This is a genomic window from Moraxella porci DSM 25326 (assembly GCF_002014855.1).
GTDB lineage: Bacteria > Pseudomonadota > Gammaproteobacteria > Pseudomonadales > Moraxellaceae > Moraxella > Moraxella porci.
In genome coordinates, this window is record NZ_MUYV01000009.1 from 30,849 (window position 1) to 51,732 (window position 20,884).

General features: G+C 47.2%; 14 protein-coding genes and 2 tRNA genes. 3 read left to right on the forward strand and 13 right to left on the reverse strand.

The genetic code is table 11. The features are described from left to right. The first annotated feature begins 14 nt into the window (after positions 1–14). Positions 15–818: a sulfite exporter TauE/SafE family protein gene (locus B0681_RS07155; protein WP_078318064.1), complete on the forward strand. Its 804-nt coding sequence runs from the start codon at positions 15–17 to the stop codon at positions 816–818. 166 nt (positions 819–984) lie between these two features. Here B0681_RS07155 and B0681_RS07160 read toward each other — a convergent pair. Next, a tRNA-Phe gene (locus tag B0681_RS07160) sits at positions 985–1,060 on the reverse strand. Positions 1,061–1,362: 302 nt separating this feature from the next. On the opposite strand from B0681_RS07160, the gene B0681_RS07165 reads away from it, so the two are divergent. Beyond that, entirely contained in the window at positions 1,363–1,521 is a 159-nt protein-coding gene (locus tag B0681_RS07165) for a DUF1328 family protein (RefSeq protein ID WP_049237842.1), read from the forward strand. Positions 1,522–1,650: 129 nt separating this feature from the next. Here the strand turns inward: B0681_RS07165 and B0681_RS07170 are convergent, their stop codons facing one another. Continuing rightward, positions 1,651–3,825 (reverse strand): carboxy terminal-processing peptidase, encoded by a 2,175-nt coding sequence (locus B0681_RS07170; RefSeq protein ID WP_078318065.1) that lies wholly within the window; start codon positions 3,823–3,825, stop codon positions 1,651–1,653. A gap of 310 nt (positions 3,826–4,135) precedes the next feature. Between B0681_RS07170 and nagZ the strand changes: the two genes are divergently transcribed. Next, entirely contained in the window at positions 4,136–5,206 is a 1,071-nt protein-coding gene (gene nagZ / locus B0681_RS07175) for a beta-N-acetylhexosaminidase (protein WP_078318066.1), read from the forward strand. A gap of 72 nt (positions 5,207–5,278) precedes the next feature. On the opposite strand, the gene gorA is transcribed toward nagZ, so the two are convergent. The 11 genes from gorA to B0681_RS07230 all read right to left on the reverse strand — a co-directional run bounded on the left by gorA (position 5,279) and on the right by B0681_RS07230 (position 20,775). Further along, the gene (gorA, locus tag B0681_RS07180; RefSeq protein WP_078318067.1) at positions 5,279–6,646 is read right to left on the reverse strand and encodes a glutathione-disulfide reductase; all 1,368 of its coding nucleotides are present in this window, start codon (positions 6,644–6,646) and stop codon (positions 5,279–5,281) included. Between the two features lie 101 nt (positions 6,647–6,747). Then, positions 6,748–7,974: a phosphoglycerate dehydrogenase gene (gene serA, locus B0681_RS07185; RefSeq protein WP_078318068.1), complete on the reverse strand. Its 1,227-nt coding sequence runs from the start codon at positions 7,972–7,974 to the stop codon at positions 6,748–6,750. A gap of 181 nt (positions 7,975–8,155) precedes the next feature. Then, positions 8,156–12,388: a DNA-directed RNA polymerase subunit beta' gene (gene rpoC / locus B0681_RS07190; protein ID WP_078318069.1), complete on the reverse strand. Its 4,233-nt coding sequence runs from the start codon at positions 12,386–12,388 to the stop codon at positions 8,156–8,158. Between the two features lie 82 nt (positions 12,389–12,470). Further along, the gene (rpoB, locus tag B0681_RS07195; RefSeq protein WP_078318070.1) at positions 12,471–16,562 is read right to left on the reverse strand and encodes a DNA-directed RNA polymerase subunit beta; all 4,092 of its coding nucleotides are present in this window, start codon (positions 16,560–16,562) and stop codon (positions 12,471–12,473) included. Between the two features lie 549 nt (positions 16,563–17,111). Continuing rightward, a complete protein-coding gene (gene rplL / locus B0681_RS07200; RefSeq protein ID WP_078275469.1) occupies positions 17,112–17,486 on the reverse strand; it encodes a 50S ribosomal protein L7/L12 in 375 nt (124 codons plus the stop codon). A 57-nt stretch (positions 17,487–17,543) separates the two neighbouring features. Further along, positions 17,544–18,047: a 50S ribosomal protein L10 gene (gene rplJ, locus B0681_RS07205; RefSeq protein WP_078318071.1), complete on the reverse strand. Its 504-nt coding sequence runs from the start codon at positions 18,045–18,047 to the stop codon at positions 17,544–17,546. A 320-nt stretch (positions 18,048–18,367) separates the two neighbouring features. Continuing rightward, a complete protein-coding gene (rplA, locus tag B0681_RS07210) occupies positions 18,368–19,069 on the reverse strand; it encodes a 50S ribosomal protein L1 (protein WP_078318072.1) in 702 nt (233 codons plus the stop codon). A gap of 1 nt (position 19,070) precedes the next feature. Next, complete coding sequence (rplK, locus tag B0681_RS07215) at positions 19,071–19,502, reverse strand: 50S ribosomal protein L11 (protein WP_078318073.1); 432 nt, start codon at positions 19,500–19,502, stop codon at positions 19,071–19,073. A gap of 100 nt (positions 19,503–19,602) precedes the next feature. Continuing rightward, positions 19,603–20,133: a transcription termination/antitermination protein NusG gene (nusG, locus tag B0681_RS07220; protein WP_078318074.1), complete on the reverse strand. Its 531-nt coding sequence runs from the start codon at positions 20,131–20,133 to the stop codon at positions 19,603–19,605. Positions 20,134–20,165: 32 nt separating this feature from the next. Beyond that, positions 20,166–20,636, reverse strand: a complete 471-nt coding sequence (gene secE / locus B0681_RS07225) for a preprotein translocase subunit SecE (protein ID WP_078318075.1) — start codon at positions 20,634–20,636, stop codon at positions 20,166–20,168. A gap of 63 nt (positions 20,637–20,699) precedes the next feature. After that, positions 20,700–20,775: transfer RNA gene (locus B0681_RS07230), tRNA-Trp, on the reverse strand. Positions 20,776–20,884: the final 109 nt, after the last annotated feature.

A 20,884-nucleotide genomic window follows, 5' to 3' on the forward strand; every position in this document is an offset into this window, starting at 1 on the left:
ATGGGATTTGAATCATGATTTATTTGTGGTTTTCGATCGCAGGGATCGTGGCAGGACTGTGCGCAGGACTGTTTGGTGTTGGTGGCGGCATGGTCATCGTGCCAGCACTGATTTGGATTTTGGCGTATTATGGCTTGCCAAGTGAAATCGTGCCACACGTGGCAGTCGGTACGGCACTGGCGACGATCATTTTGACTTCAATCAGCTCAATGTCAGCACATCACAAGCGTGGTGGCGTGCGTTGGGAAATCTTTAAAAACATGGCAAAGGGATTGGTGCTTGGCAGTCTAGTCGGTGCTTGGGTGGCGACACTCATTGACGGTGCGATGCTCCAAGCCATCTTGGGCGGTGGTGCAATCTTGATGGCGGTGAAGATGCTATTTTTCCCCAATCAAGAACGACTCGACATCCCACCCCCTGCTGACTACAAGCAGATGATCTCTGGCATCGTCATCGGCATATTATCTGCCATCTTTGGCATCGGCGGTGGCAGTCTGACCGTGCCTTATTTGAGCCAAAATGGCGTACCGATGAAACAAGCCGTCGGCACATCAGCCGCCTGCGGTCTGCCGATTGCCATCGCAGGTGCGTTGGGTTTTATTTGGTTTGGTCATCAAGGCGGCAGCGTCGATCAGGTCGATGGCTTGATCGGTTTTGTGCACATCGGCGCATTCATCACCATCAGTATTTTAAGCTTTGTGATGGCAAAAGTCGGTGCACGCCTAGCCCACGCCCTGCCTGCACAGACACTCAAGCGCGCCTTTGGTGTACTACTCATGATCGTCGGCGTACAGCTGATGGTGAGCGGATATTTCTAAACAATCACCAATACATCAGCTTGACTCTGAGGCATTCAAATAAAATGCTTGGCTGTCTATGCCAAGCTTTTTTTGATGGGTGAACAAAGCCCTACAAATGCGCTGATCGTCATAAGCTAAAAAAAATCATCCCAAAAGAGTGATCTTTTGGGATGATTTATCAAGATGGTGGCGAGAGGCAGGATCGAACTGCCGACACACGGATTTTCAATCCGTTGCTCTACCAACTGAGCTATCACGCCGAAGTGGTGCATATTAAACCAAAATCCACGGGCATTGTCAAGAAAAATCTGACTAAGGTTGCAAATAGTCAGTAAACTGTGAAAATGTTGCACAGTTGTACACAGGCATTTACACAATCTTTATCAAAGCACACACAAATTACAATTTATCAGTATTTTTTATAAAAGTGCCTGCCTATAATAACAACCAAGAAGACAGTTTGTAATACCAGTTATTAAAAACTGATATTTATCAACACCAAGCCGACGGTTGTTTTTAAATAGATGCTTGAAATGGTCGGTTATTTATAAGGAGAATTACTATGTTTCGTTGGGCTATTATTTTTGCAATCATCGCTGTGATCGCCAGTTTCTTAGGTTTTGGTAACATCGCTGGCTTGACCAAAGAATTTGCATACATCTTCTTGATCATCGCTGTGATTTTGTTCATCGTTGGTTTTATTGGCGGTCGTCGCCGTTAATCACCCTGTGGTGAATAGATCGTATAGATCATCAACGACAAATCCCATCAGTTTTGATGGGATTTTTTGATGGAATTTTATGATAATAAAAACAGCCAGCACTGCACAGCTGACTGCTTTATTCTCTGATCACTTGGCAGCATCAAACATCAATCGCGCCGCCTCTAGTACATACGCTTCATTCTCAGGCAGCTTAGGACGCTCATTTTCTTTCATCGCACTGCGCTCTTCTGCCAGCGCTTCAAGATTGGCCTGATAGGTTGACCAACTGGTAAATGGCGCCTCGCCCACCGCTTGACGACGCGCATTTTCGGCAGCCAAGGTGCGATTTTCGATCATTTGCATCTTGGCACGGCGTTTCTCCAGATGAATTTCTGTCGGTTTTTTGTCGTCATCAAGTGCGCGGATGGCATTCAATTCAGACAAATACACAAACTGCGGATCGCTGGCTTGGCGCGCTTTAGATTGTGCATTTAAAGACTCGATCAGTGCCGGTGAATATTTGCCCTCGGCTTGATAATTGGTGGATTTGATGGTGTCCCACGGCAGCGGATTTTTATATTCGCGTTCGCCAAACTCGATGCCCTCATAAATATTCACCAACTCCACATCTGGCACGACGCCCTTATTTTGGGTACTGCCGCCATTGACGCGGTAGAATTTGCGTTGGGTCAGCGTCACCGAACCCAATGCCACATCATCGCGCTGCACCTGCGCTGAACCTTTGCCCGTCGTGGTGCTACCTACCACCAAGCCCAAGCCATAATCTTGGATAGCAGCAGCAAAGATCTCACTGGCCGATGCTGAGCCTAAGTTGATCAGCACTGACATCTCACCATCGTACAGCTGGCGACCGCCATCATTGTCGGCATAGACTTGCACATTGCCGCGATTGTCACGAATTTGCACCAACGGCCCTTGTTTGATGAACATGGCAAGCATCTTGGCAACTTCATCAAGCGAGCCACCTGGGTTGTTGCGCAGATCCACCACCAGACCATCAATGCCTTCGGCCGTCAGTGCTTTTAGCGCTTTTTCGGTGTCGTTGCTGACGCTGCGATATTGATCGGCATTCAAGCCCTCACGGCGCGCCTTAAAATTCAAATAAAAGCTTGGGATCTCAATGACGCCGACGCGCTTGATACCCCCTTCATACGGCATTTCGATGATGCGATGCTGCACGCCAGATTCTTCTTGTTGAATGACATCGCGCACCAAAGTCACCGTACGCGCTTGCGAGTCTGGTGTATTTGGCTGCTTAACTTTGATGGTCACTTCTGTGCCACGCGCGCCACGAATCAAAGCAACGATCTCACGAGTGTTATAGCCGATGGTATCCACCATCTGGCCATCGGCCTGAGCCACACCGATGATCAGGTCATTGGCCAGCACTTGTCCAGACTTGGCAGCAGGGCCGCCATCGACGAGGCTGACGATGCGAATATAATCGGGGTTTTTGCGGTCAGGGCGGATTGATACGCCAATGCCCTCAAGCTGCAAACTGGTCTGAATCTGCATGTCCTGTGCTTGAACAGGTGCATAATAATTGCTATGCGGGTCATAGGCTGTGGTCGCAGCATCCAACACCGCCTCCATGATTTCGTCATTTTTTAGGCGAGTCAGCTGCTCTTCTTGGCGCTTGATGCGATTTAATAAAATCTGCGTCGGTGTACGCGCTTCAGCCTTTACCAAGTCCTGCCCACGAGCCAGCTCAGGATTATCCAGATAAGCTTGATCCTTGGCCTTATCATCTTCTTGATTGAGCGTGATGGTGATCAAAGACAGTGCTGTTTGGTTTTTCCAGTATGCTTGCTGCTCTTCGATGGAGCCAAAGCGCGGCGCATCTTCGCGATCCAAAACGATGCTTTGGTCGGTGTGCAGATCGACATCACCTGACAGATATTGCTTGGCAAATTCAAAATACGCCATCGAACGCGTACGATAACGCTCAAAAATCTCAATGCCTGGCGTCAAATCACCACGCAGCAGACGCGCGGCATAAGTTTTGGCATATTTTTGGGTAAACTCATCAACATCCGACTGCAAAAACAGCGTGCGATTCGGGTCAAGCTTATCAAAATACATCGCCAAAATCTTCTCACCCATCTGCGCATCCAGACGCTGATCCTTATAATGCGCGCGATCTAATAAAATGGCAACCTGTCGAGCAGTCACGCGCTGCTCAGGCGTTTGGGTGAATGCCGCGCGGTCTGCCGCTTGAGCAAAGGATGCCAGACTGCTTGAAAAAATCACGCCTGCCACCGCCATGGCAACGCCTGATAAGAGATATTGTTGTTTTGACATATCAAGATCCTGATATCGATAAGAAAAGTCAGGTCAGCATACGACCGACCAAAATATTTGCTATCTTAGCACAAAAATCACAAAGTTTTTTTACCAAAATACTGGTTTTTGTGCATCTGCCTTAAGCAATCGTTACAAAACTGCCGATTTTGTGCGAAAAACTCAAATCAGTCTCAACAACCACCCCATTTCATGGCATAATATGCCAACCCATGGTTGCGCCCGATGAAATTTAATGATATTTATCAGTGCATCAGCACTGTCATCGAGCAAAAAAATTATCCAAACCCATCATGTAAGGCAAAAAATTATGGCAAATGTAATGGTCATGGCAGATGTCGCTGGTCACACACTCGATGACAGCGATGTGGCTTTATTAAAAAGTCCTGAGATTGGCGGCATGATCTTGTTTGCGCGCAATGTTGATACACCCGAACAAGTGCGCGCTCTGACCGACAGTATGCGCAGCATCAACCCAAACATCCTCATCGCAGTGGATCAAGAAGGCGGCCGTGTCGCCAGATTTCGTCAGGGTTTCTCACCGCTGCCTGCGATGGGTAAGCTTGGCAAATTGTACGACGAAGATCCACAAACAGCCTTGGCACGCGCTTATGACTGTGGTTATTTGATGGCCTGTGAGGTGCTGGCAGTTGGCGTGGATTTCAGCTTTGCACCAGTGCTGGACATTGATGGTGTCAGCTTGGTGATTGGTGATCGCGCTTTTCATGCCGACCCAGAAGCCATCATTGCATTATCACGACAATTCATGGCAGGCATGAAAGCAGCGGGCATGGCGACCACTGGCAAGCATTTCCCAGGTCACGGCTCCATCGCGCCTGATTCGCATGTGGCTGATGCCATCGATGATCGCAGCTTTGATGAGATTTTTGATCATGACACCCAAACTTTCGTACAGACGCTCGATCAGCTCGATGCACTGATGCCAGCGCATGTGATTTTCAGTCAAGTGGATGATAAGCCAGCTGGATTTTCTAAAGTCTGGCTTGGGCAGATCATCCGCGATCAGCTGGGTTTTGACGGCCTATTATTCTCTGATGATCTGTCTATGAAAGCAGCACATGTCGCAGGTGATGTTGATGCGCGCGTGGTGGCTGCCATCAAAGCCGGCTGTGATATGGCGCTGGTGTGTAATGATCGACAAGGCGCGCTGATGGCCATTGAGGCTGTCAAGCCACTGCCTGAGCAGCCACAGCATCGCTTTGATCGCATGAAAGGCAATATTCCTGCTTGGCAAGGCAGCTTATATGACACTTGTTTGCAGTTTGATGGCTGGCAGGCAGCGAGAGCGCGAGTGCAGGCGGCATTCTTCGATACTGCCGACACCATCGATGGCATTGATCCCACCAATTACACCACTTAAATGCAACAGCAGCCCACACTTGGCACTGGGTTGGCAGTGCTTGGCCGGTGCTAAGTGTGGGCAGATCAATGATCAGCGCATCGTCACAAACTCTTCTGACCCTGTCGGGTGAATGGCGACGGTGTCATCAAAATTGGCTTTGGTGGCGCCCATTTTCATTGCCACAGCAAAGCCTTGGATCATCTCATCAACCCCAAAGCCGATGCCGTGTAGTCCGATCACCTTTTCTTCTTCACCCAGACACACAAGCTTCATGCGGCAAGGTTCACGGTGACTGGTCACTGCGCTGTACATCGGTGTAAAATTACTGGTATATACTTTGATGGCATCCTCACCATGCTTTTCGATGGCGGCCTCTTCGGACAATCCCACCGTGCCAATCGGTGGATGGCTAAAAATCACTGTCGGTACCAGTGAATAATCCAAATACTCACCAGGCTTATTATTAAACAGTCGCTCTGAGAGTCTGCGGCCTGCTGCCACTGCCACAGGGGTCAGCTCCACGCCATTTTCGATGATATCGCCGACTGCATAAATGCCATCGATGTTGGTATTTTGAAATTTATCAACGATGATTTGCCCCTTGTCATTACGCTTGACACCGACCGCCTCAAGATTCAGATCATCGGTGGCAGGTGTGCGCCCCACTGCCCAGATCAGACAGTCCACCTGTTCGGTGCGACCATCTTCAAGTGTGATGGTCAGTGACTCATCATCATTTTTGGTGATTTTCTGTGGTTTGGCTTCTTGATGCAAAGTGATACCATCAGCTTTCATCACCTGCATTAACACATCAACAATGCTCTGATCAAACTTGCGCAGCGGGCGATCGCCTCGCACGAACAGATGCGTCTGCACACCCAAGCTGTTTAATACACCTGCCAATTCCACACCGATATAGCCTGCACCCACGACAGCCACACGCTCAGGCAGCTCACTTAGCTCAAAAAAACCATCAGAGTCGATGCCATATTCGGCACCTTCAATCTCAGGGACGCTGGGCTTACCGCCTGTAGCGATGACGATGTGATCAGCAGAAATTTGCTCTGTGTTACCCTCTGTATCCATCACCTCAACGGTATTTTTATCAATAAAACGCGCAAACCCTGTGATCAAATCCACATTATTTTTAGCAAAAACATTTTGATAAGACTGATGTACACGCGAGATATACGCTTGGCGCGCTTGGATCAATTTGCCAAAATCCAAACCATTCACCTGTAAGTCAAAGCCATAATCTGGTGCATATTTATGCATCGCATCGGCGATCTGTGCGGCATTCCACATGATTTTTTTGGGGACGCAGCCGACATTAACGCAGGTGCCACCAACATGGCGCGCCTCGATGATGGCGCATGTTTTGCCGTAGCTGGCTGCACGATTGATCGATGCGATACCACCACTGCCGCCACCGATGGAAATATAGTCGTAGTGTTTCATTTCATATCCTCATGATGCTGTTTTGTCCATTGTATCACAAACTTGGCACAAAAAAAGAAAGCCGCTTAATGAAAAGCGGCTTTGGGTTTGACATGTCGTCATCAGAACAGTACACGCACACGAATGGTCTCAGGTACGGCACGCAGACGAGCCATCGCCTTGTCCGAATCATTATCATCAACATCCATGACCAGATAGCCGACATCGCCTTTGGTCATCAATGACTGAGCGGCGATGTTGATGCCTGCATCAGCAAACGATGCGTTGATTTGTGATAGTACGCCAGGGACGTTGCGATGGATGTGCAATAGGCGGTGTGTACCTTCGGTGAATGGGATAGAGACATTCGGGAAATTCACCGCACTTGTCGTATCGCCTTGATCAGAATAACGAACGAATTTCTCACCCACTTCAAGACCGATGTTCGCCTGCGCTTCTTGGGTTGAGCCACCCACATGTGGAGTCAAGATGACATTATCAAAGGCACGCAGTGGTGATTCAAACACTTCGTCTGCTGATTTTGGCTCTTTTGGGAATACATCGATGGCAGCGCCCAAGATTTTTTTGCTTTCAAGTGCTGCAGCCAAGGCATCGATGTCCACACAGCCACCACGAGCAGCATTGATAAAGAATGCACCATCTTTCATCTGTGCAAATTCTTTGGCAGTCATCATATTGCGAGTGCTTGGCAAATCAGGCACATGCAAGGTCACGACATCCGCTTTGGCAAGCAGCTCTTCTAGGCTACCGACTTGTACCGCATTGCCCAGTGGTAACTTTGTCACAGCATCATGATAGATGACTTTCATACCCAGGCTTTCGGCAAGTACTGACAGCTGCGAGCCGATAGAGCCATAACCAACAATACCCATCACTTTGCCACGCACTTCATAGCTATCTTTGGCTGATTTATTCCAGCCACCACGATGGACGACGGCATTTTTTTCAGGAACGCCACGCATCAGCATGATGGTCTCAGCAAGCACAAGTTCAGCCACAGAACGCGTGTTTGAATACGGTGCGTTAAATACAGGAATACCCAGCTCTAGTGCTGCTTCTAGATCGACTTGGTTTGTACCAATGCAGAAGCAACCGATGGCGATCAATTTTTCGGCACTTTCTAGCACTTTGCGAGTCAGCTGAGTGCGTGAACGGATACCAATAAAGTGTGCATCTTTGATTTTCTCAATCAACTCGGCTTCATCTAGTGCTGATTTGATGTATTCGATATTGGTATAACCAGCATCGTTCAATACCTTTAGGGCATTATCATGTACGCCTTCTAACAACAAAAAGCGAATCTTGTCTTTGTGTAGAGATAAAGTCATGTCGGATTCCTTTGGCGGATAAAATTCAATGTACTGTTATACACTGATTGATAAATATTTGCAAGATTGGGCAAGTAATTAGTTTATAAAATCTTGGAATAACGCACCCAACTCACAAAACTCACAAGATAAAAACACAAAAGCCCATCAATCATGACAGGCTTTTGGTGTTACACAACCATTATTCTTGGCTGCCCAATTCATCGGCAAACGCTTTGGCGAAGTTGTCTTCGTTCAGCGTCTCTTCACCAACCACTGGCTCATCACTTGCTGTCACTAGCAGCTCATCGACTTGTGCGATCGATGCGCTGATGTTTTGTGCCTTGCGTTGGCGTGATTGATGATAAGCTAGACCAGTACCAGCTGGGATCAAACGACCCACCACGACATTCTCTTTTAGGCCGCTTAGGTCATCGACTTTACCCATCACCGCAGCTGCTGTCAAGACACGCGTGGTCTCTTGGAACGATGCCGCTGAGATGAAGCTTTCGGTAGCAAGACTTGCTTTGGTGATACCAAGTAGCTGACGCTCGAACTGTACTGGGAATTTATTATTCGCAGTCAATTCAGCGTTAAGCGCACGAATCTTCGAGTATTCAGCTTGGTCGCCTTTGAAGTAACTTGAATCGCCGCCGTCGGTGATCTCAACTTTGCGCAGCATCTGGCGTACAATGACCTCGATGTGCTTATCGTTGATCTTAACACCTTGTAAGCGGTAAACTTCTTGGACTTCATTAACAATGTAATTTGCCAAAGCGGTTTCGCCTTTTAGACGCAAGATGTCGTGTGGGTTTTGCGGACCATCAGACACAACCTCACCACGCTCAACTGTCTCACCCTCAAACACGTTGATTTGACGCCATTTTGGAATCAGCTCTTCATGCACATCGCCATCTTCATTGGTGATGATAAAGCGGTTTTTGCCCTTGGTTTCTTTACCAAAGCTCACCACACCACTCATCTCAGCCATGATCGCATGATCTTTTGGACGACGGGCTTCGAATAGGTCGGCGACGCGTGGCAGACCACCGGTAATATCTTTGGTACCTGAGGTGGCTTGTGGGACACGGCCTAGCACCGAACCTGCAGTTACATGCTCACCTTCGGCAACACGGATGATGGTTTCGTTTGGCAAGAAGTACACCACTTCTTTACCTTCATCGGTATCAAGAATGATCGCAGGACGCAAGTCTTTGGCGATGCTTGGACGGTCTTTGCTTGCCAAGATTTCAAACGAACTCACACCAGTCATTTCATCGACTTTCACGGTCGCAGTCATGCCGTCGGTGATGTCGCTAAAGCGCGCTGTACCAGCAAATTCTGTGATAATCGGATGGGTATGCGGATCCCATTTAGCGATCACCTGACCTGCTTCTACCGCATCGCCATCACGCACCAGTACGCTTGAACCATAAGGCACTTTATAGCGCTCACGCTCACGGCCTTGAGCATCTGCCACACCGATTTCAGCTGAACGAGAGACGATCACCAAATGGCCATCGGCATGCTCCACAGTTTTCATGTTGTGGAAACGCACTGAGCCTGCATTCCCAACAGAGACACTGTTATCTACAGAGGCTGCCGATGCTGCACCACCCACGTGGAAGGTACGCATGGTCAACTGAGTACCTGGTTCACCGATTGACTGCGCTGCCATAACGCCCACAGATTCACCGATATTCACCAGATGACCACGAGCTAGATCACGGCCATAACACTTAGCACACACACCTTGAGATGCTTCACAGGTGATGACTGAGCGGACATAAACCTCATCAATGGCATTGCTATCAAGCTGCTCAACGACGCGCTCATCGATCAGCGTGCCAGCAGTCACGACCACTTCACCATCAGCATTCACGACATCTTTGGCAGCAACGCGACCAAGTACGCGATCACCTAGGCGTTCAACGATTTCGCCACCGTCAATCACTGGTGTCATGCGTTGACCTGCTTCTGTACCACAATCATCTTGAGTGATCACAAGATCTTGCGCCACATCAACCAAACGACGAGTCAAGTAACCTGAGTTCGCAGTTTTCAAGGCGGTATCGGCAAGACCTTTACGCGCACCGTGCGTAGAAATAAAGTACTGCAAAACGGTCAAGCCTTCACGGAAGTTCGCCTTAATTGGCGTCTCGATGATCGAGCCGTCTGGTTTTGCCATCAGACCACGCATACCTGCAAGCTGACGAATCTGTGTCGCGCTACCACGAGCACCAGAGTCTGCCATCATGTAGATTGAGTTGAATGATTTTTGGCTTTGGGTTTCGCCCTCTCGGTTCACGACTTCATCGGTTGACAAGTTTTCCATCATCGCATTAGCGATCTTATCCGATGTACGCGCCCAAATATCAACAACTTTGTTGTATCGCTCACCAGCGGTCACAAAGCCTTGCTCAAACTGATGTTCGATGTCGCGCACTTCTGCATCTGCCGCATCGACGATTTCTTTTTTGGTCGGTGGAATGACCATGTCTTCCATACCGATCGAGATGCCTGATAGCGTCGCTTGTGCAAAGCCCAGATACATTAATTGGTCGGCAAACATGACTGATTCTTTGACGCCAAGCTTACGGTAGCAAGAGTTTAGCAATTTTGAGATGTTTTTCTTGGTCATCTCAGTATTACATTCGCTAAATGCCATCCCTTCAGGCATGATGTTCCAAATCAATAGGCGGCCAGCGACAGTATCTTGAACAGTCGTACGGCTGGTTTTTTCACCAGTTTTTTCGTCCAGTACAGTCTCAGCCACGCGCACTTTGATTGTAGCATTGACTGACAAATCGTCAGAGCCGATCGCGCGCAATGCTTCGTTCACGGTGCTAAACACCATGCCTTCACCTTTGGCATTGACACTGGCACGACTGATGTAATATAGACCCAAAACAACGTCTTGCGATGGTACGATGATTGGCTCACCGTTTGCAGGCGATAGGATGTTGTTGGTTGACATCATCAGTGCACGGGCTTCTAGCTGTGCTTCTAGCGTCAATGGCACATGCACCGCCATTTGGTCACCGTCGAAGTCGGCGTTGAATGCCGCACAGACCAGTGGGTGCAACTGAATCGCTTTACCTTCAATCAATACTGGCTCAAACGCTTGCAGGCCCAAACGGTGCAGTGTTGGCGCACGGTTTAGTAGTACTGGATGCTCGCGGATGACCATGGCAAGCATATCCCACACCGCAGGCTCTTCACGCTCTACCATCTTCTTGGCAGCTTTGATGGTGCTTGCGATGTTGTTTTGGAGCAATTTGGCATAAGTAAATGGCTTGAATAGCTCAAGTGCCATTTTCTTTGGTAGACCACATTGATGCAGGCGTAGCGTCGGACCAACAACGATGACCGAACGGCCTGAGTAGTCAACACGCTTACCCAGTAGGTTTTGGCGGAAACGACCTTGCTTACCTTTAATCATATCTGCCAAAGATTTCAGCGGACGCTTGTTGCTACCTGTGATCGCACGACCACGGCGACCGTTATCCAGCAGCGCATCCACCGCTTCTTGTAGCATACGCTTTTCATTACGCACGATGATATCTGGTGCGTTCAGTTCAAGCAGGCGCTTTAAACGGTTGTTACGGTTGATGACACGGCGATACAGATCGTTCAAATCCGACGTGGCAAAACGACCACCTTCAAGCGGTACAAGCGGACGCAAATCTGGTGGCAATACTGGCAATACTGTCATTACCATCCACTCAGGCTTGTTATTTGAATCGCGGAATGCCTCAAGCAGCTGTAGGCGCTTTGACATTTTTTTTAGCTTGGTTTCAGAGCCAGTCTGTGGAATTGCTTGGCGCAGCTCATCGATCTCGCCATCGACATCGATGTCTTTTAGCAAGTCTTGTACCGCTTCCGCGCCCATCTTGGCCACAAACTCATCGCCGTATTGCTCAAGCGCAGTAAAATACTCTTCATCGTCAAGCAGCTGATATTTTTCAAGACTGGTCATGCCAGGATCGGTGACGATATAGCTTTCAAAATACAGCACGCGCTCAATATCACGCAAAGTGATGTCAAGCAACAGACCGATGCGGCTTGGTAGAGATTTTAAGAACCAAATATGCGCAACTGGGCTTGCCAATTCGATGTGACCCATGCGTTCGCGGCGAACTTTGGCCGCGGTAACCTCTACGCCACATTTTTCGCAGATGATGCCTTGGAATTTACGGCGCTTATATTTACCACACAAGCACTCAAAGTCCTTGACCGGGCCAAAGATTTTGGCACAGAACAGGCCATCGCGCTCAGGCTTAAAGGTACGGTAGTTAATCGTTTCTGGCTTTTTCACTTCGCCATGTGACCAAGACTTAATCGCTTCAGGTGAGGCAAGTGAGATTTGAATGCTATCAAACTCTTTGACACCACTGTCAGCAGGGCCTTTCATGATATCTAATAAATCTTTCAAAAGGTTTCTCCGTTGTATTCGTCGTAATTCTGACGCCTAGCCACCACGCTCGATGGCTAGGCAAATTTTGGTCTTGGCTGACTTATTTCTTTTCTTTTAAGTCAATGTTAATACCCAGCGAGCGAATCTCTTTGGTCAAGACATTGAACGACTCAGGCATACCTGGATTCATGTATTGCTCACCATCAACGATGTTCTTATACATGCGGGTACGGCCTTCAACATCGTCCGACTTGACTGTCAGCATCTCTTGTAGCGTATAAGTTGCGCCATATGCTTCTAGTGCCCAGACTTCCATCTCACCGAAACGCTGACCACCGAACTGTGCTTTACCGCCAAGTGGCTGCTGAGTGACGAGCGAGTACGAACCAGTCGAACGCGCGTGCATCTTGTCATCAACCAAGTGGTTTAGCTTCAGCATATACATATAGCCGACAGTCACAGGACGGTCAAATTTCTTACCAGTACGGCCATCATAAAGCGTTTGCTGACCTGTGGTCGATAGACCTGCTAGGCTTAGCAGCTCTTTGATTTGAGTTTCTTTGGCACCATCAAAGACCGCGGTACCCATTGGCACGCCATCTTTTAGATTTTGGCACAGTGCCAATAGATCTTCATCAGACAAGCTGTCTAGGTCAACTTGCTCACCGCCAACTTTGTTATAGATCTTATCCAAGAAATCACGCAGCTCAGCGATACTTGCTTGGGCGCGCAGCATGCCATTGATCTTATCACCTAGGCCTTTTGCCGCCATGCCCAGATGCGTCTCAAGCACCTGACCGATGTTCATACGCGATGGTACGCCCAGTGGGTTTAGCACGATGTCAACTGGGTTACCGTTTTCGTCATACGGCATATCTTCTACAGGCATGATGCGCGAGACCACACCCTTGTTACCATGACGACCTGCCATCTTATCACCAGGCTGAATGCGACGCTTCACCGCCAAATATACCTTAACGATTTTTTGGACACCATGTGCCAAATCATCACCTTGAGTCAATTTGCGTTTTTTCTCGGCAAATTTATTATCGATGTCTTTTTGCTTATCGCTTAAAAATTCAGCGATTTGACCCAGACGCTCTGATACTTCTTCTTCAGCAGGTTGGATGTCCAACAAGGTTTCAAGTGGCAAGTTCTCAATATCAGCAACTGCCAATACAGTACCTGCTTTAAAGCCTGCACCACCTGAGACTTTTTTGCCGTCAAGCAGGCTTAGGATACGACCTTTTGCTGCTGCTTCAAAAATCACCAACTCTTCTTTTAAGTCTTTGCGATAATCATCCAGCATCGCTTTTTCGATAGACTTAGCTCGGCTGTCTTTTTCTAGGCCATCACGGGTGAAGACTTGTACATCGATGACGGTACCCTTGGTTGATGATGGTACACGCAGTGAGGTATCTTTGACATCCGCTGCTTTTTCACCGAAGATGGCACGAAGTAGCTTTTCTTCTGGTGTCAATTGGCTTTCACCTTTTGGTGTGACTTTACCCACCAAGATATCGCCTGCATCAACTTCAGCGCCGATATACACGATGCCAGCTTCGTCCAGATTTGACAGTGCTGCTTCACCGACATTTGGAATATCGCCAGTGATTTCTTCAGGGCCAAGCTTGGTATCACGAGCCACACAGGTCAGCTCTTGGATGTGAATGGTGGTGAAGCGATCTTCTTGTACCACACGCTCAGATAGCAAGATGGAGTCTTCGAAGTTATAACCATTCCATGGCATAAATGCCACACGCATATTCTGACCCAAAGCCAATTCGCCAAGGTCTGTCGATGGGCCATCAGCCAAGATGTCGCCACGAGCGATCTCGTCACCTTCATTGACAATGACGCGTTGGTTGATACAGGTATTTTGGTTTGAACGAGTGTATTTGATCAAGTTATAGATATCAATACCTGCTTCACCAGCAGTCATCTCACTTTCATTGACACGCACGATGATACGGCTGGCATCAACTTCTTCGATCACACCACCGCGTTTAGCGACCACACACACGCCTGAGTCACGAGCAACATGGCGCTCCATTCCCGTACCCACCAAAGGCTTATCAGAGCGCAAAGTTGGTACCGCTTGGCGCTGCATGTTCGAACCCATCAAAGCACGGTTCGCATCGTCATGCTCAAGGAATGGGATAAGACCCGCTGCCACTGACACCACCTGACGAGGTGATACATCCATGTGCGTGACTTTATCCGCACTCATGCGCACAAATTCGCCATCATGGCGTACGCTGACCATCTCTTCGGTCAGTTCACCATTTTCATTCATCGGTGAGTCAGCCTGTGCGATCACCATGCCCACCTCTTCGATGGCTGAGACATATTCAATCTCATCGGTCACGCGACCATCGACGACGCGTCGATATGGCGTCTCAAGAAAACCAAAGTTATTGGTCTTAGCAAAAGTAGCTAATGAGTTGATCAAACCAATGTTTGGACCTTCAGGGGTCTCAATCGGACACACACGGCCATAATGCGTGGTGTGTACGTCGCGCACCTCGAAGCCTGCGCGTTCACGCGTCAGACCACCAGGGCCAAGCGCTGAAACACGGCGTTTATGGGTGATCTCAGACAATGGGTTGTTTTGATCCATAAACTGAGACAGCTGGCTTGAACCAAAAAATTCTTTGATTGATGCGGCAACTGGTTTTGAGTTAATCAAATCTTGTGGTGATAGATTGTCAGAATCTGCTGTGGTTAGACGCTCTTTGACTGCGCGTTCTACACGAGCCAAACCAATGCGGAATTGGTTCTCGGTCATCTCGCCCACTGAGCGGATACGACGGTTGCCCAAGTGGTCGATGTCATCAACCTCACCACGACCGTTACGGATCTCGATCAGCTCTTTTAGTACATCGATGATGTCTTGGTTAGACAAAACACCCTGCTCACGCTGTACATCGATATCATCTGTCTCAACAAATTCACGACCAAGACGACGGTTGAATTTCATGCGACCAACATTTGACAGATCATAACGCTCTTGGCTAAAGAACATCGACTCAAATAACTTTTCAGCAGTTTCAAGTGTTGGTGGCTCACCTGGGCGCATCACTTTATAGATCTCGATCAATGCTTCTTCGCGAGTCAAGACGGTATCTGCACGCAATGTATCGGCGATGAATGCTCCGTGATCGATGTCATTGGTGAACAAAATTTTAAATGATTGCACATTCTTCTCGGCAAGCTTCACCAAAGTCTCATGGTCAATCAAAGTATTGGCGCGTACAACAACTTCGTCATTAACAATGACATCTTCGCCGATGATGCGCTCATACAAGTACTCATCAGGTACAGCAAGCTTGGTCATGCCAGACTCGATGATTTGCTTGACACGGCGAGCATTAATACGCTGGCCTTGCTCCACGATCACCTTGCCCTCTGGGCTGACGATGTCAAACTGCGCCATCTCACCTTTTAGGCGATCAGCGATCAATTCAATCTCAAATGACTCTGCGCCTTTAAACACTTCAACTTTTTCAAAGAAAGTATCCAAAATCTGAGCAGTATCCATGCCAATGGCGCGCAGAATGATGGTCGCCAATAGCTTGCGACGGCGGTCAATACGCGCATACACCAAATCCTTGGCATCAAATTCAAAATCAAGCCATGAGCCACGGTAAGGAATAATACGAGCGTTATACAGCACTTTACCGCTAGAGTGTGATTTGCCCTTGTCATGGTCAAAGAACACGCCTGGTGAGCGATGTAGCTGTGATACGATGACACGCTCAGTACCATTAATAATAAAAGTACCGTTATCAGTCATCAAAGGAATCTCGCCCATATAGACGCTTTGTTCGCGAACATCTTTAATGGCGGTTTTGTTTTCTTTGTCTTTGATCACTAGGCGAATTTTGACGCGCAGTGGTGCTGCAAAAGTCGAACCGCGCATGATGCATTCGCGCTCGTCAAACTCAGGCTCACCCAGATAATACTCAACAAACTGCAGCTGTGCATTACCAGAATGGCTTTCGATTGGGAAAATCGATGAAAAGGCCGCTTGTAAACCGATATTGGCACGCGCTTTAGGTTTTTTGTGCTCTTGAAGAAATTGCTCATAAGAATCCACTTGGATCGCGAGCAAATACGGCACATCCATGACATCTGGAAGCTTTGAAAAACTTTTGCGAATACGTTTCTTTTCGGTATAAGAATATGCCATTAAGATTCCTTAGATTAACTAACATTGTGTCCACCGAGGACAGACACTGCCAAACAAATTGTTCACCACAATGAACAAATCAAACTTTTTTAGCCGATCGTCTTGATCATTCAATCTTATCAATGTCATCACATCAAGCGTCAGCATGACTTACATCACCCAACCAAAGCCCATAAAATAGCGGCTGGAATCTGTAAAATCTTTAAATTAATCATTTTTTATCAAGCAAAATTGAGAAATTTGCTCTACATGCACCCATTTTTGAACTTTTTGAAAGAAAAACACACCGTCATCGAACAACAGACACAACAAAGCGCCAAATACTGGTGGGTATTCAGCACAGATAAATCAATGATGCTTGAGTCGTTCAGCTTGCATGGGTGCGTTTGTCCTTTTGGGATGTGTACGCCTTTCCGCTGTAAGAAGGTTACACAAAAGGTCAAATACTAAATTATAATAAAAAAAAGCCAATAATGCAATACATTATTGGCTTTTTGGCTAAATAATTTTGATCTTTTTGGCTAAGCCGCCAAAGTAAGATCCATCAAATTATTTAAGTTCAACGCTCGCGCCAGCTTCTTCAAGCTTCTTCTTAAGCTCTTCAGCTTCAGCTTTAGATGCGCCTTCTTTAACAGTTTGTGGAGCGCCTTCAACTAGGTCTTTAGCTTCTTTCAAGCCAAGGCCAGTAACTTCGCGCACAACTTTAATTACTGCTACTTTCTTGTCGCCGCCGTTGGTTAGAACAACATTGAAGTCGTCTTTTTCTTCAGCTGCGCCGCCAGCGTCGCCGCCAGCTGCTGGAGCTGCTGCTAGAGCTGCTGCAGATACGCCGAATTTTTCTTCCATCGCAGAGATAAGCTCAACGATTTCCATTACTGATTTTTCCGCGATTGCGTCTAGGATTTGTTCGTTAGTTAGTGACATAGCAATTATTCCTAAATAAAGGTATGAGAGTAAATAAATTTAAAATAAAACGGTAAATTAAGCCGCTTCTGATTCCATCTTGTCGCGAAGTGCAGCAAGTGTGCGAGCAAGTTTGCCAGCTGCTGCTTCTTTCATAGTACCCATTAGGCGAGCGATAGCTTCGTCGTAAGTAGGTAGGGTTGCTAGGCGATCGATAGATTTTGCGTCGATAAATTCACCTTCAAAAGCTGCGCCTTTGATTTCGAACTTGTCATTGCCCTTGGCAAATTCTTTGAACAAGCGTGCAGCTGCACCTGGATGTTCATTAGAAAATGCGATCAAAGTAGGGCCAACGAATACATCGTTCATGCACTCGAATGAAGTGTCAGCTAGGGCACGACGCAACAAAGTGTTACGCACGATACGCATATCGACACCTGCTTCGCGAGCAGCTTTACGAAGTTCGGTCATCTTTGCTACTGTAACGCCGCGTGAATCGGCAACTACAGCAGAGAGCGCACCTTTGGCAGCTTCATTTACTTCAGCAACAATTGCTTGTTTGTCTTGAAGATTTAGTGCCATGGGTTGTCTCCAATATATTGTCCAATAAAATTGAACAATAAGCTAATTTCACAAAGCATTTAACCTAAGTCAAATCTTTGCACCATTACGGGAGAATCGTCTCACCGTCTGCGTAGGCAGGTTTCCCAATTAGACTCATAAGAGCACCTACGGTCTTAGACAGCACAACCCGTTGTGCTGAGCTAATTTGAAAATTCTTTTGATCATCATAAGGCAAAGCTAAGCTTTTCGGGTGGCCTTATGATGAAAAATTCGCACTATTATAAGTAAATCTGACAAAAAATCAAGTTAAATGTTGTATCTAACCGAGTTATAGTCGATTACTTGTTCACGCGATGTGGAACTGGATCGATTGCAATGCCAGGACCCATGGTGCTAGATAGTGTGATCTTCTTGATATAAATACCTTTAGAAGTCGCAGGCTTAGCACGCTTAAGGTCATTTAGTAGTGCAGTTGCGTTTTGTTCGATCTGTTCAGCGGTGAAGCCAACTTGACCGATTGACGCATGGATGATACCTGCTTTATCAACACGGTATTGAGCCTGACCAGCTTTGGTGTTCTTAACAGCAGTCGCAACATCAGCGGTTACTGTGCCAACTTTTGGGTTTGGCATTAGGCCGCGTGGACCAAGGATGGTACCCAATTGACCAACAACACGCATGGCATCTGGCGATGCGATAACCACATCGAAGTCCATGTTGCCAGCTTTGATGCTGTCTGCTAGGTCCTCAAAACCAACAACATCTGCACCTGCTTCTTTTGCAGCATCAGCAGCAGCGCCTTGAGCAAATACAGCAACGCGCTTAGTTTTGCCAGTACCTGCTGGTAGGTTGGTTGCACCACGAACCACTTGGTCAGATTTACGCGGGTCAACGCCTAGGTTGATTGCGATGTCGATTGACTCTTTGAATTTAGCTGCTGGTAGATCGTTTAGGATCGCTACCGCTTCTTCGATGGTGTATAGCTTGTTGCTATCGACACGATCTTTGATCAGCTGTTGACGCTTAGTTAGCTTTGCCATGTTACACACCCTCCACAGTGATACCCATTGAGCGAGCAGTACCAGCGATGGTACGAACAGCCGCATCAAGGTCAGCAGCGGTTAGATCTGCTTCTTTGGTTTTAACGATTTCTTCTAGCTGCGCACGAGTGACAGTACCTACTTTGGCGCTGTGTGGTGTGCTTGAACCTTTGGCGATGCCTGCTGCTTTACGCAGTAGTACCGCTGCTGGTGGCGATTTCATCACAAAAGTGAATGACTTATCGTTAAATACAGTGATCACAACTGGAATTGGCAAACCTGGTTCGATATTTGCAGAAGCTGCGTTGAACTCTTTACAGAATGCCATGATGTTAACACCTTTTTGACCCAATGCTGGACCAATCGGTGGTGAAGGGTTTGCCTTACCGGCAGGCACTTGTAGCTTGATGTAGCCATCAATCTTCTTAGCCATGAGAATCTCTCCGATGGTGGGTACAAACGCTTATGAAGCTCCCCGTGAATAACAAGCTCTAGACGAAAGCCTAGAGCCGAAACTGCGTATTATACGCGAATTAATTAATCTTTTCAACCTTGGTGAATTCAAGCTCAACTTCCGTTGGGCGATTGAACACACTGACGGTTAGATGCAGCTTTGATTTGTCATAATCGACCTTTTTCACCAAGCCTTTAAAATCAGTGAATGGACCATCAATGACCAAAACTTCCTCACCTGGTTCAAACATGGTTTTAGGGCGCGGTGCATCGCCAGTTTTATTAATGCGATTTAAGATACGATCAGCCTCTGCCTTGGTAATAGGTGCTGGGTTTTCTGGCGTACCGCCGATAAAACCTGTGATATTAGGGCATGAGCGCACAATATGCCAAGTGTCTTCATTCATGTCCATATTGATCAAGACATAGCCAGGGAAGAGTTTTTGTTGCGTGGTGCGCTTTTTGCCATCGCGCATTTCGATGACTTCTTCGGTAGGTACCAGTACCTCGCCAAATTTATCAGCAAACTCACTGCGCTTAATACGCTCGATTAAAGAACGCTGAACTTGATTTTCATAACCAGAAAACGCCTGAATGATATACCAACGCATTGATTCACCTTTATGATAAATTGTCTGATCGTTTAAATGACAAAACCAACGATATAATTAAAAAACATATCCAACAACCAAATAATCACACCAAAAATGATGGTGGCCAGTATCACTTGCCAAGTATAGCGTACAGTTTCATCTTTGCTTGGCCAAGTCACACGACGCAGCTCGATGCCGGCGTCCTTTAACAAGGTTTTAAATGCTGTGCCTTGATTGGTAAATGCCAAACAAAGAAAACCAAACACCACCAAGCCCACTGTGATGCCAATCTGCACCCAGATATCATTAGCTGGCGCCCAATATCTTGGCAAATACTGAGAAACCAAGGTAGCTGAAATCATCGCCACAATGGCAATCAGCCACAATACCACATCTTTAGCAGAGCGCTTTTTTGCAACTTCTACCACGCTTTCTTTGGAAACTGTGATGGGTTGTTTGTGATCTTTTGAGTCTGCGGTAATTTTAGATTGGGTATCCAAATTGTCTTTATTATCGCTCATGCAGGGACTTGCCTTGGAATGACCAATTTTTATGAAATTAAAAGAATGGTGTGGAAAAGAAGATGGCAGGCGATGAGGGACTCGAACCCCCAACCCTCGAATTTGGAGTCCGATGCTCTACCAATTGAGCCAATCGCCTAGGGTTGTTATGGGTTGCTATTATAGCAAGCTTTTTTGATTTTGCAAGCATTTTTTTTAAAAATCTTCTTGGCTGTCAAAATACAACTCTCAAAACAAAAAGACAAACC